10 protein-coding genes are annotated in these 13237 nt (G+C 65.1%); 6 read left to right on the top strand and 4 right to left on the bottom strand.

Going from position 1 to position 13237, the window contains the following annotated elements:
• Nucleotides 1–3: 3 nt before the first annotated feature.
• Nucleotides 4–1764: a S8/S53 family peptidase gene (locus NAO55_RS10330; protein WP_102840795.1), complete on the top strand. Its 1761-nt coding sequence runs from the start codon at nucleotides 4–6 to the stop codon at nucleotides 1762–1764.
• A 6-nt stretch (nucleotides 1765–1770) separates the two neighbouring features.
• Here NAO55_RS10330 and NAO55_RS10325 read toward each other — a convergent pair whose 3' ends face one another.
• A complete protein-coding gene (locus NAO55_RS10325; RefSeq protein ID WP_102840794.1) occupies nucleotides 1771–2244 on the bottom strand; it encodes a MarR family winged helix-turn-helix transcriptional regulator in 474 nt (157 codons plus the stop codon).
• Between the two features lie 176 nt (nucleotides 2245–2420).
• On the opposite strand from NAO55_RS10325, the gene NAO55_RS10320 reads away from it, so the two are divergent.
• From NAO55_RS10320 to NAO55_RS10300, 5 genes are all read left to right on the top strand, one after another.
• Nucleotides 2421–4193, top strand: coding sequence for an N-acetylglutaminylglutamine amidotransferase (locus NAO55_RS10320; RefSeq protein WP_102840956.1), 1773 nt, complete (start codon nucleotides 2421–2423; stop codon nucleotides 4191–4193).
• Between the two features lie 135 nt (nucleotides 4194–4328).
• Nucleotides 4329–6068, top strand: coding sequence for an N-acetylglutaminylglutamine synthetase (gene ngg, locus NAO55_RS10315; protein WP_102840793.1), 1740 nt, complete (start codon nucleotides 4329–4331; stop codon nucleotides 6066–6068).
• Nucleotides 6069–6186: 118 nt separating this feature from the next.
• The gene (locus tag NAO55_RS10310) at nucleotides 6187–7386 is read left to right on the top strand and encodes an osmoprotectant NAGGN system M42 family peptidase (protein WP_102840792.1); all 1200 of its coding nucleotides are present in this window, start codon (nucleotides 6187–6189) and stop codon (nucleotides 7384–7386) included.
• Between the two features lie 195 nt (nucleotides 7387–7581).
• Nucleotides 7582–10326: a hybrid sensor histidine kinase/response regulator gene (locus NAO55_RS10305; protein WP_102840955.1), complete on the top strand. Its 2745-nt coding sequence runs from the start codon at nucleotides 7582–7584 to the stop codon at nucleotides 10324–10326.
• 43 nt (nucleotides 10327–10369) lie between these two features.
• Nucleotides 10370–10597 (top strand): YheU family protein, encoded by a 228-nt coding sequence (locus NAO55_RS10300; protein ID WP_063541387.1) that lies wholly within the window; start codon nucleotides 10370–10372, stop codon nucleotides 10595–10597.
• A gap of 12 nt (nucleotides 10598–10609) precedes the next feature.
• On the opposite strand, the gene NAO55_RS10295 is transcribed toward NAO55_RS10300, so the two are convergent.
• The 3 genes from NAO55_RS10295 to NAO55_RS10285 form a co-directional block, all read right to left on the bottom strand.
• The gene (locus tag NAO55_RS10295) at nucleotides 10610–11038 is read right to left on the bottom strand and encodes a hypothetical protein (protein WP_011912607.1); all 429 of its coding nucleotides are present in this window, start codon (nucleotides 11036–11038) and stop codon (nucleotides 10610–10612) included.
• A gap of 112 nt (nucleotides 11039–11150) precedes the next feature.
• Nucleotides 11151–12281 (bottom strand): MFS transporter, encoded by a 1131-nt coding sequence (locus NAO55_RS10290; protein WP_102840791.1) that lies wholly within the window; start codon nucleotides 12279–12281, stop codon nucleotides 11151–11153.
• A gap of 114 nt (nucleotides 12282–12395) precedes the next feature.
• On the bottom strand, nucleotides 12396–13205 hold the full coding sequence (locus NAO55_RS10285) for an SDR family oxidoreductase (protein ID WP_102840790.1): 810 nt from the start codon (nucleotides 13203–13205) through the stop codon (nucleotides 12396–12398).
• Nucleotides 13206–13237: the final 32 nt, after the last annotated feature.

The following is a 13237-nucleotide window of genomic DNA, read 5'->3' as shown; positions in this document are numbered from 1 at the left end:
ACCATGACTGCATACCGCTCGACCATCATCGCCCTGAGCCTACTGGGCGCCTTGCTGACACAAGCCGCTACAGCCGATCAGGACATGCGTATCACCCAGCTGCAGCGATGCGGTGACCTGTTCTCCAAGCAGGCGCTGAGCTGGTGCCTGCGAACCCGCGGACTTCCGGAAAGCGAGGTGGAGCTTAAGCTCGACGGTCGCCCGCTGCGTGCCGAGCAGATCCGCCGCGACGGCGAGCGCATGCGCCTGACCCTCGCGCCTGACGAGCTACGCAGCGGCCCGCTGTGGCTGGAGCACGGCGGCCGGCGCAGCAATCCGGTCTGGCTGTCGGCCGGACGTAGCCAGGTGGTCGCGGCCAGGGCGGATGAGGTGACGCGCAACATGGACGGGCTGACCACCTATGTCGATCTGGTCAGCCTGATCATCGAGGAAGACCATGAAGGCCTGGCGAAGGCACAGCAGCTGGCCGAGAAGTATGGGGCGAAGCTGGTCGGCGCCATCCCCCCGCTCAATACCTATCAGCTGCGCCTGCCCGTGGACAACCTGATCGAGCGCGATGCCATGGTGTTGCGCCTGGGCAGCGAGGAAGGCGTAGATGCGGTGGTGATCGAGGAATCCGCGGCGGAAAACGAGGAGCAGGAACAGCCGAGGCAGCAGCCTCAACAGAACCGCGAATGGGCCGCCAACCGCTTCCTCGATGCGGTCGACTACTACCGTGAACGCATCCCGGACGGCCAGCGCGCCGCGGAGCGCAAGCCGGTGCGCATCGGCATCATCGAGCGTGCGGTGGACTTCGACGCGCCGCACTTCGCCGAATACCTGCAGCCCTGCGATCCGCAGCAGCAGCGCACCTGCCTCTACGCCCGCGACGCCGACAAGCCGGACAACCATGGCAGCAGCGTGACCGGCATTCTCGCCGCGCACGCCAGCGACGCCCGCGACCAGGGCTTTCTCGCCTCGCTGGACGGCACCGGACCGGGCTTCGAAGTGATCGTCGAGCGCAACTCGGATGCCGGCATCACCGCCAACGTCGCGGCCTCGGTGAATCTGGTCGAAGATGGCGCACGGATTCTCAACTGGAGCTGGGGCATCCATCGCATCGGCACGCTGGACGTGGAAGGCGAGCCGGTGGATTCGCTGCTGCGCTCGGGCATCGCCATGAGCGGCTACGAGGAGTTGCTGGAAGAGTTCTTCCTCTGGCTGCGCCGCGAGCACCCCGACGTGCTGGTGATCAATTCCGCCGGCAACGGCTCCGCTCACTCGAGCCGCGACGACTACCGCCTGCCCTCCTCCTTCATCACTGAGCAGCTGCTGGTGGTCGGTGGCCATGAGCGCAACGACAAGGATGTCTCGGTGGAACACCCGGACTATGTGCGCAAGCGCAAGTCATCCAATGTCGACATGCGTGTGGACATCACCGCCGCAGCCTGTACGCGCGCCGCCACGCTCGATCCGAAACAGCGCGGCGACGTGCACTGCGGCACGTCCTACGCCACGCCACTGGTGGCCGGCGCGGTAGCGGCCATGCTGTCGGTCAATCCGGAACTCACCCCCGATCAGGTGCGTGAACTGCTGCGCCGCAGCGCCATGACCATCGGCCGCGATTCGGACTTCGAGCCGGCCGAGGCGGACGACCTGACGGCGCCGATCCTGCCGTCCGAGCGCGGTTATCGGCTGGATGACAACGATGTCGGCCGCTCGGCACGACTGGACATGCGCAAGGCGCTGGAACTGACGGTGAAGAGCCTGGAGAACCCGCGCTAGGTCGCCTCACTCCATGTCGCCGCACAGCTCGGCGGCGCGCAGCAAAGCGGCAGTCAGCGCATGGCGTTCCCACTGCGGCAGTGCGGCGAACCGCGCGCGGAATTCCGGCGGCAGCAAGGCTGGCGCGTCCTCCAGCAGTTCCCGGCCGCTGTCGCTGAGCAGCAGCCACTGGCGGCGGCGATCCTGATCGTCACGCTGACGCTGCAACAGCCCGCGTTCCTCGAGCCGATCCAGCTGACCGGACAGCGTCGCGGCGGTCAAGCTCACGCGCCGGCTCAGGGCGCTGGCGGTCATCTGTCCCTCGCTGGCCAGCACTTGCAGGATCATCAACTGCACGGGGCTCAAGCCGCCGAAACGGGCGAGCCGCTTGGCATGCACCTCGGCGTCCTGCTGCAGTCGGCGCATGGCCTGGAACAGCGGCATCTCGAAGGCCTGAAGCCCGGCAAGATTATTTTCATTTGAAACGGTTTCTTCAGCCATGAATACGCTTTCATGTGGCTCATTAACTTTGACATCAAAGCATTATTTTGCTTTGGTGTAAAAAGATGACTGACCCGATCGAGCCTGAACCAGCGCCGCTGCGCTGGTCCGAAAAGCTGAACTTCGATGATGACGGGTCAGTCACACTCCCCAACGGCAAAACCGGTAAGGACTTTATGTGTGGCATAGCTGGAGAACTTCGTTTCGATAACCTCCCGGCCGACCTGGCCGCGGTTGAACGCATCACCCAACACCTGACTGCGCGCGGCCCCGACGCGTGCGGTTTTCACAGCCAAGGGCCGCTGGCGCTTGGCCATCGACGCCTGAAGATCATGGATCTGTGCGAGGCCTCCGGCCAGCCGATGATCGACTCGGCCCTCGGCCTGTCGATGGTCTTCAACGGCGCCATCTACAACTACCCCGAATTGCGTGCCGAGCTGGAAAATCTCGGCTATCGCTTCTTCTCCGAAGGAGACACCGAGGTATTGCTCAAAGGCTTCCATGCCTGGGGCGAGGCGTTGCTGCCGCGTCTGAACGGCATGTTCGCCTTCGCCATCTGGGAGCGCGACCGCCAGCAACTGTTCATTGCCCGCGACCGCCTCGGCGTCAAGCCGCTGTACCTGTCGCGCACCGACCAGCGCCTGCGCTTCGCCTCTTCGCTGCCGGCGCTGCTCAAGGGCGGCGATATCGCCGGCGTGCTGAATCCGGTGGCACTGAACCACTACATGAGCTTCCACGCAGTGGTGCCGGCGCCGGACACGCTGATTGCCGGCATCGAGAAGTTGCCGCCGGCCAGCTGGATGCGCATCGACGCCGACGGCACGACCACCACCGAACGCTGGTGGAACCTGCGCTTCGGCGCGCATGAGGAGGAACGCGACTACAGCTTCGAGGACTGGAAAAGCCTGACCCTGGACACCATGCGCGAGGCGGTGGCGATCCGTCAGCGCGCGGCAGTGGACGTCGGCGTGCTGCTTTCGGGCGGCGTCGATTCCAGCCTGCTGGTGGGCCTGCTGCGAGAGGCCGGTGTCGACGACAACCTGCTGACCTTCTCCATCGGCTTCGAAGACGCCGGCGGCGAGCGCGGCGACGAGTTCAAGTACTCGGACCTCATCGCCAAGCACTACAACACCCGCCATCATCAGCTGCGCATCCAGGAAAAGGAAATCCTCGAGCAGCTGCCGGCCGCCTTCCAGGCGATGAGCGAGCCAATGGTCAGCCACGACTGCATCGCCTTCTACCTGCTCTCGCGGGAAGTGGCCAAGCACTGCAAGGTGGTGCAGAGCGGTCAGGGCGCCGACGAACTGTTCGCCGGCTACCACTGGTATCCGCAGGTGGATGGCGCCGAGGACCCGGTGGCGGCCTACCTCGCTGCGTTCCGCGACCGCAGCTACGAGGAATACGCCGAAACCATGCAGCAGCAGTGGGTCAAGGGCGATTTCTCCGGCGAGTTCGTCCGTCAGCACTTCGCCCAGCCGGGGGCCGAGGCTGCGGTGGACAAGGCGCTGCGCATCGACAGCACGGTGATGCTGGTCGACGACCCGGTCAAACGCGTCGACAACATGACCATGGCCTGGGGTCTGGAGGCACGCACGCCATTCCTCGACTATCGCGTGGCCGAGCTGTCGGCACGCATCCCGGCGAAATTCAAGTTGCCGGAAGGCGGCAAGTACGTGCTCAAGGAAGCCGCACGCCAGGTGATCCCCGCCGCGGTGATCGACCGACCCAAGGGTTATTTTCCGGTGCCGGGCCTCAAGCACCTGCAGGGCGCCACGTTGAACTGGGTGCGCGAAATGCTGCTCGACCCCAGCCAGGAGCGCGGGCTGTACAACCCGCAGATGCTGGAGAAGCTGCTCGCCGATCCGGATGGCCAGCTCACCCCGCTGCGCGGTTCAAAACTCTGGCAGCTGGCGGCGGTCAACCTATGGTTGAGCGAGCAAGGCCTTTAGGGGCCGCCGATGAGTTCGCCTTGTCGCGAAAGCCCCGATAACCCGCTCACGAACGGCTGCGGTTGGCTTGCATCAAGGGGCGGACACTTCGCCCCGCGACCCGCTGCTTCGTGACCTAGCATCAAGGAACGTACCATGCAGAAGTCCCAAGCCTACGGTCAGCGTCTGTTGCGCGGGCAGGCACCGACCTACCAGCGCTTGCAGGCACGCTTCGCGGAGGACGGCCACGAGGAGCCCTGCGGCCCGGTGACCCTGCACTGCGGCTGGGGCCGCATCCTGGTTGGCCACACTTATTCCGATCCGGCGCAGCTGGCGGCCGAACTGCTCAACGAGCAGGCCGGCGAGCGTGACATCGCGCTGTATGTCGCAGCGCCGCATCAGGTGCTGTCCTACGCACCACAACAGCTGTTCCTCGACCCCTCGGACACGCTGCGCATCTGGTTCAGCGACTATCGCCCCTCGCAGAAGCCCTTCCGCGGCTTCTGCGTACGCCGCGCACAGAGCGAGGCGGACTGGCATGCGATCAACGGCCTGTACCAGTCGCGCGGCATGATGCCGGTCGACCCGGAGCGCTGCACGCCTCGAGAAAAGGGCGGCCCGGTGTACTGGCTGGCCGAGGACGAAACCTCCGGGCAGATCATCGGCAGCGTGATGGGCATTGATCACCACCGCGCCTTCAATGATCCGGAGAACGGCTCGAGCCTCTGGTGCCTGGCAGTCTCACCCAGTTGCCCGCGGCCCGGCGTCGGCGAGGCGCTGGTGCGCCATCTGATCGAGCACTACATGGGCCGTGGCCTGGCTTATCTGGATCTGTCCGTGCTGCACGACAATCAGCAGGCCAAGGCGCTCTACGCCAAGCTCGGCTTTCGTGATCTGCAGACCTTCACCGTCAAGCGCAAGAACAGCTTCAACCAGCCGCTGTTCCTCGGTCCGGGGCCGGAGGCCAAGCTCAACCCGTACGCCAAGATCATCGTCGACGAAGCTCGCCGGCGTGGCATCGAGATCGAGATCAACGATGCCGAAGCCGGGCTGTTTACCCTGACCCAGGGCGGCCGGCGGGTGCGCTGCCGCGAGTCGCTTTCCGACCTGACCTCGGCGGTGAGCATGACCCTCTGCCAGGACAAGCGCCTGACTCACCGAACCCTCTCCCACGCAGGCATCCGCCTCCCGGCGCAGCAGCTGGCGGGCACACCGGCAGACAACGCGGCTTTCCTTGCCGAGCACGGCAGCGTGGTGGTCAAGCCGGTGGACGGCGAACAGGGCATGGGGGTGGCGGTGGATCTGCGCGACGCCGTCGAGATGGAGGAAGCCATCCAGCGCGCGCGGCAGTTCGACAGCCGCGTACTGCTGGAAAGTTTCCACCCGGGACTGGACCTGCGCATCGTGGTCATCGGCTACGAGGTGGTCGCTGCGGCGATCCGCCGGCCAGCGGAAGTCATTGGAGACGGTCGCACCAGCATCGGCGCGCTGATCGAGAAGCAGAGCCGGCGACGCCAGGCCGCCACCGGCGGCGAGAGCCATATTCCGCTGGATGAGGAAACCCAGCGCTGCCTGCGCGACGCAGGTTTCGAATTCGACAGCGTGCTGCCCGCCGGCCAGCGCCTGTCCGTGCGCCGTACCGCCAACCTGCATACCGGCGGCACGCTGGAGGATGTCACCGCTCAGCTGCATCCGGAGCTGAGCGATGCCGCGGTGCGCGCCGCCCGTGCGCTGGATATCCCGGTGGTCGGCCTGGACCTGCTGGTGCCGGCGCCGGACCAGCCGGAGTACGTCTTCATCGAAGCCAACGAGCGCGTCGGCCTGGCCAATCACGAGCCACAGCCGACCGCCGAGCGCTTCATCGACCTGCTCTTTCCGCTCAGCGTCGCCGGCTGAGCGACCCGCCCGGCCTCGCGCCGGGCAGGCAGTCGATCCAGGGCACCCTGGTGCCCTTCGATTTTTCCCCATTCATCTCATTGGCTGGCTGCGAGCCGCCGCCCAACGGGAGGTTTCCATGACCGCAAAACTACCCGAACCCGACCTCAACTACCTGCAACGGGTACTGCTGGAAATGCTCGCCATTCCCAGCCCCACCGGTTTCACCGACACCATTGTGCGCTACGTCGCCGAGCGCCTGACCGAACTGGGCATCCCCTTCGAGATGACCCGCCGCGGCACCATCCGCGCCACGCTCAAGGGTCGCCGCTACAGCCCAGACCGCGCAGTCGCCGCGCACCTCGACACCATCGGCGCGATCGTCCGCGAGGTTCACGACTCCGGCCGCCTCGGCCTGGCCCCCGTCGGCTGCTGGTCGAGCCGCTTCGCCGAAGGCAGCCGCGTCAGCGTTTTCACCGATACTGGCGTGATCCGCGGCAGTGTGCTGCCACTGCTGGCCTCCGGGCATGCCTTCAACACAGCAGTGGACGAGGCCCCGGTCAGCTGGGATCACGTCGAGCTGCGCCTGGATGCCTATACCTACAGCCACGCCGAAACCTGCGCGCTGGGGGTCAACGTCGGCGACTTCGTCGCCTTCGACCCGATGCCGGAATTCACCGAAAGCGGCTATATCAGCGCTCGCCACCTCGACGACAAGGCTGGTGTCGCCGCCCTGCTGGCGTCCCTCAAGGCCATCGTCGAAAGCGGTCGCGAGCCGCCGATCGACGTACATCCGCTGTTCACCATCACCGAAGAGACCGGCTCAGGTGCGGCCGGCGCCCTGCCCTGGGACGTCAGCGAGTTTGTCGGCATCGATATTGCTCCGGCGGCCAAGGGCCAGGCCTCCAGCGAGCATGCGGTGACCGTGGCCATGCAGGATTCCGGCGGCCCTTATGATTTCCACTTGTCGCGCCATCTGCTCAAGCTGGCCGGTGAACACGAGATCCCGGTGCGCCGCGATCTGTTTCGCTACTACCACAGTGATGCCCAGTCGGCGATCGAAGCAGGTCACGACATTCGCACCGCACTCGTGGCCTTCGGTTGCGACGCCACCCACGGCTATGAGCGCACCCATATCGACAGTCTTGCGGCAATGAGCCGGCTGCTCTGCAGCTACATGCTGAGCGCGCCGGTGTTCGCCAGCGACGCCCATCACACCCAGGACTCCCTCGAACGCTTCAGTCACCAGCTGGAGCACGAAGCGCAGATGGAGAATGACACCCGCGTGCCGCCAGTCGATACCCTTGTCGGCCGTCATGCCAACGAGCGCGACAGCTGAGCCAAAGGCTTACGTGACGAGGCGCTTTCTTCCGGCAGCCAAGGCTTGCCGCTCGACGTTTAACTCGGCAAAGTTAGCTGGACAAGGACGTGCGGCACTCTGAGGCGCCATGTAGAGCCCAAGGAATCGGTACCGTCACATCGCTCTACTAATATGTGCTGCCCGCTTCCGGGCAGCACCCTGCCGGATCAGATCATGTTGCCGCGTTCATGCCTGGCTCTGCTGCTGTTTTGCCTGTCGCTTCAGGCGTGGGCGTTCGCGCCCGTGGTTCTCGATTCGCTCGACACGCGCCAGCCGCTGGGTAACGGGACCCTCTACCTGGAAGACCCGAACGGCGAGCTGCACGTCGAGGAGGTCTTGGCCCTGCCCGACGACCGCTTCCGCGAGGTCAAGGGCGGGCACGTCAATGAAGGCAAGAACACATCGACCTGGTGGCTGCAGGCGACGCTGGACAATCGCCTGGATCAGCCGCTGAGCGGTTTCATCGAGATCAACTATCCTCTGCTGGACCATATCGAGCTGTATCTGCAGTACCCCGACGGCAGCCTCAGCCAACAGCTCACCGGTGATCGCTACCCATTCGTCGACCGACCGGTGAAGGTGCGCAACTTCTGGTTTCCGGTGGAGTTGCCGCCCGGCGACACTCGGTTGCTGCTGCGCATCAAGACCACCAGCACCCTCTACGTCCCGCTGTACTTTGGCACCTACAACTCCAGTGCTGCACAGCATGAAGAGCTGAGCGGCCTGAGCGGCGCGTTCTACGGCGTGCTGTTCGCGATGTTCTGCTACAACCTGTTCCTGTTCGCTTCGCTGCGCGAGCCGGCCTATTTCTGGTACCTGATCTACACGGTCAATGTCGGGCTGTTCGCCCTGTCGTTCGACGGTTTTCTGGTCAAATGGCTGGCCGATGACGGTGGGCTGGTCGCACAGGGCATCTACGTGCTGATGTTCAGCCACTGCCTGATTGCCATCCAGTTCAGCCGGCACTTCCTGCATACCCGCGAGTTGTTCCCCGGGCTCGACCTGGTACTGCGCTGCACCTTGCTGGTGGCGCTCGGCAGCATGCTTTCCGGGTTGCTGCTGGACGTGCAGACCTGGAGCATTCTGGCCAGCATCACCGTGATCGTCACCTCGACCGGCCTGCTGCTCACCGGCGCTTTCGTCTGGCGCCGCGGCGTGCGTTACGGGGTGTACTACACCCTGGCCTGGGGCGTGCTCCTCGCTTCCTTCATCCTGGTCACCGCTGGCTCCCTGGGCTTCGAGCTGCTCGGTCTGTACGGCTCGGCGGTGGTCAAGGCCAGCGTCGCCTTCGAACTGATCACCCTGTCGATCGGCCTCGCCGACCGCATCAACCTGCTCAAGGAAGAAGGCTACCGTTCGCGCGAGGCCGCCGAGCGGGCCGCCAGCGAGAACGAGGCGAAAAGCCGCTTCCTGGCCAAGATGAGCCACGAAATTCGCACCCCGCTGAACGGCGTGCTCGGCATGCTCGAACTGCTGCGCGAGACGCCGCTGGACCGCAGCCAGCAGTTCTACCTGGACACCATCTCCAGCTCCGGCAACTCGCTGATGGCGGTGATCAACGACATCCTCGATTACGCCCGCATCGGCTCGGGCAAGCTGAGCCTCGAGGACATCGACTTCGATCTGGAGATACTGATTTCCGAAACCATCCGGCTATTCACCGCACAGGCACTGGAAAAGCAGCTGAGCCTGCACGTCGGCCTCGAGCCTGGCGTGCCGCGGCGCATTCGCGGCGACCCGACACGCCTCAAGCAGATCCTCATGAACCTGCTGAGCAATGCGCTGAAGTTCACCGAGCACGGTCACGTGGTGCTGGAGGTTTCCTGCCGCCGGACGCAAGACGGTGAGCCTCGCCTGGTGTTCTGCGTCAGCGACAGCGGCATCGGCATGCGCCAGGAAGTGCTCGAACAGCTGTTCGAATCCTTTGCCCAGGGCGACTCCAGCACGACGCGCCGCTACGGTGGCAGCGGCCTCGGGCTGGCGATCAGCAAGGAGCTGGTGGAAATGATGAACGGCCATATCGAGGTGCAGAGTACGCCGGGCCGCGGCAGTCGTTTCTGTTTCGAGATACCGCTGCATGCCGCCACGGATGGAGAAGATTCCCTGGCGCAGCTGCTCGCCGGCCGCCCCGCCCTGCTCGCGTCTCAGGATGCACAGGGCCTGGAAGCGCTGAGCCACCTGCTGCGCCGCTGGGGCATGCGCACCGAGCGATGCCAGACGCCGGAACGGCTGCCCGACTATCTCTGCGATTTCACCGCACCGCCGCTGCTGGTGCTGCTCGCGCCCTGGCCCGGTAGCCCCACCGAGTGGCTGGCGCGCTTGCGCCCGCATCTGGAGCCCAATCAGCGCGTGCTGATGCTCTATTCACCGATCCATGAGCCGCCGCCGCCCTCGCCTGGGATACGTCTCATCAGCCTGGCGTTGCCGCTGCAGAGCACGCCGCTACGCGAAGCGCTGCAGACGCTGTATGCGCAAGAGCCTCCGCTGACCGGTGAGCCTGCCTCTGCAGCCGTCGCACCTCGGCACGACGAACCGTGCATCCTCGTCGCCGAGGACAACCCGGTGAACCAGATGGTGGTGCGCGGGCTGCTCAAGAAGCGGGGCTACGCCGTGCAGCTGGCCGACAATGGCCGCCAGGCGGTCGATCTCTACCGCCGTGATCCCGCAGCGGTGCAGCTGATCCTGATGGACTGCGAGATGCCGGAACTCGACGGCTTCGAGGCCAGCCGGCAGATACGCAAGTTCGAGGCGGACCGCCAGTTACCCGCGGTGCCGATCATCGCAGTAACTGCCCATGTACTGGCCGAACATCGCCAGCGAGGCCTCGAGGCTGGAATGGACGAGTTCATTGGCAAACCGCTGGAAAGCCAACAGCTGTATGCTTGCCTGGACAACTACCTACAGGACGTCGCGTTCTAGGCCGCATCCCTCGTGGCCAGCCCGATGCCGACGAAGACGACCCATGCTCATACCCCACGACCAGCTCGAATCGGACACCCTGACCCGCCTGATCGAGGACTTCGTCACCCGTGACGGCACCGACAACGGCGACGAAACCCCGCTGGACACCCGGGTCGCGCGGGTCCGCCGCGCGCTGGACAGGGGCGAAGCCGTGATCGTCTTCGACGCTGACAGTCAGCAATGCCAGCTCGCACTGAAGCGCGACGTGCCGAAGGAATGGCTGGACTGACGCCTCAGCGCATCAGCCGAGCAACCCGCTTTCCCGCTCCCAGGCGCACCGCATGCGCATATCGCTGTGCTGCGGGCTGTGACTGCCCGTTTCGGTTTCCCAGCGAAAGGTGTGGGTGCCATTGAGTTCGGTCTCCAGATGCACCACGGCGCTGGTCCAGTAGAGCTGCTTGAGCAGCGCCTCGAAACGCTGCACCCACAGCGCCCACTCGTACTCCACTGCGCGATAGCTGGCGCCGAAATGGATCACCTGGGTCTGGTACAAGCCCAGGTCCTCGTCACGGCAGAAGGAAAACATCTCGCGGCCGATGAACGGCCAGGCCTCACCCTGCGGCAACGCCTGCACGGCGGCGAGATTGTGCGCCCGGCGCTGGCGGCACTGCTCGAGGTCGGCGGACGGCCAATCGCGGATACAGCCATAAACGATGGATTCAGACTCCAAGCAGAACTCCGGCGCGCTAGGTTGGGACAGGGACGGCGAGCTTTCTAGCACAGCATGGCGAGCCGGTCATCCGCGGCACGGCAAGCGGTGACGCAGGCCACAGCAGGACCACTCAGCGCTCGACATGGCGCGGCCGCAGGCGCATCGCGAGCAGCGACATGCACGCCGCCATGCCGGTCAGCACCAGGAACGGCATGCGGTAGTCCCCGGCCAGATCGCGGCCGAGTCCGGCCAGCACCGGGGTCAGGCAGGCCAGGCAGTAGCCGGTGCAAAGCATCATCGCGGTGAGCCGACTGACGGCCAGCGGCGTACCGGCTTCGTACATCGGCGAGATCAGCGCCAGGGAAAAGGTGCCATTGAGTGCAACGCCCAGCAGCATGCAGACCACCAACGGCTGCCAGCCGGGTCGCAGCGCGATCAGCGCCAGGCACAGCGTCGCCAGCACACCGCAGGTCGCCATGATGCGATGACGGTTGCCCAGGCGCTGCGCCAGCCAGGGCATGGCGAAGGCGCTCGGCAGGCCGATGAGCATGAAGCCACTGAAGAACGCATTGCTTTGCAGCAGGCTGTAGCCCACCTCGTGATAACGCGCCACCAGCCAGGTGGCCAGCGCATAGAACAGCCCGGCCTGCAGCGCGAAATAGATGCTCAGCAGCCAGGCCCGCGGCTCCTTCCAGGGCAGGCCGGCAGCGCTTTCACTGGCGGCTTCCGGCTGATTGGGCAGACGCAGCCAGATCAGCAGCGCCGTCACTGCCGGCAGCGCCCAGATCGCCAGGCCAGCCGTCCACCGCTCGCCCAGCACCTGGGCCGCAGGCGCCGTCAGCACCACGCCGAGGGTCCCGCCCACCGCCATGCTCAGCGAGTACCAGGCAGCGACCTTGCCCATGCGTTCGAGGAAGTAGCGTTTGATGAAGCCGGACAGCAGCGGACCGGCAACGGCGATGCCGGCACCGACCAGGCCGGCAGTGACGATCAGCAACACGGCATTGTGGCCGAATAGACGCAGCACCAGTGCCGCGGCGATCAGGCCAAGACACAGGGCAATGCTGCGCTCCAGCCCGAAGCGCACCGCCAGCCGCGGTGCCAGCGGCGCCAGCAGGCCCATCAGCAATACCGGCAAGGCAGTGGTCAGGCTGATCAGGCCACGGGACAGGGCCAGCTCTTCGGCGATGCGTTCGATCAGCGGGGCGAAGGAGGTGATGCCAGGGCGCAGGTTGATCGCTGCCAGCACCAAGGCCAGCATCAACAGTCCGCGGGAGGAGAAATTCACAAGCGTTCCATAGGGTTACGGTACGAAACCGGACAGGCAACCCTACTCCCGACCCTCTCTGGAGGCAACCACAGCGGCCGGGCGGTTTCAGACAGCCTTGCTCTTGGCCCGCTTCTTTTCGGCGAGCAGCGCCATCTCGTCATAAATCGCCTGCGGATTCTGCTGCTTGACCTTCCAGGCCATGCGTCCTTCGTCGTGCGGCAGGATCATGAACTCGCCCTTGGCAACCTGCTGATGGATGTAGTCAGCGATGTCCGCCGCGGTGATTGGCGAGGATTCCAGCAACTTGCCGATCTGCGCCTTGACGTTCGGCGTCGGCCCGCGGAAGGAGTCCAGCAGGTTGGTCTGGAAGAACGAAGGGCAGACCACATGCACGCCGACCTCGGCCTGGCGCAGCTCGACTAGCAGGCTTTCCGAGAGCGCCACCACGCCGGCTTTGGCCACGTTGTAGTTGCTCATGCCCGGCGCCTGCATCAGCGCCGCCATGGAGGCGATGTTGATGATCTTGCCCTTGCTCTTCTGCACCAGCGGAAGGAACGCCTTGCAGCCCTTGACCACGCCCATCAGGTTGATCGCGATCTGCCAGTCCCAGTCCTCCAGCGACAGCTCGTCGAAGAAGCCGCCCGATGCCACGCCGGCGTTGTTGACCACGATATCGATGCCGCCGAGCTTCTCCTCGCAGGCCTGGGCGAAGGCGATCAGCTGGCTGTAGTCACGCACGTCACAGCGCATGGTGAAGCCATCGCCACCCGCCTCGCGAACCATTTTCAGGGTTTCCGTCAAACCAGCTACATTGACGTCGGAAAGCGCCAGCTGCCAGCCATCACGTGCCCAGCGCAGGGCGATTTCCCGCCCGAGTCCAGAACCGGCGCCTGTGATCATCATGCGATTGTGCATCGTTCTACTGCCTTTTGTTGTTCGGGTAGTGG

Source organism: Stutzerimonas frequens, from assembly GCF_024448335.1.
Classification (GTDB): domain Bacteria; phylum Pseudomonadota; class Gammaproteobacteria; order Pseudomonadales; family Pseudomonadaceae; genus Stutzerimonas; species Stutzerimonas frequens.
Note: the sequence above shows the minus strand (reverse complement) of the source record. Positions and strands in the feature narration are given on the sequence as shown.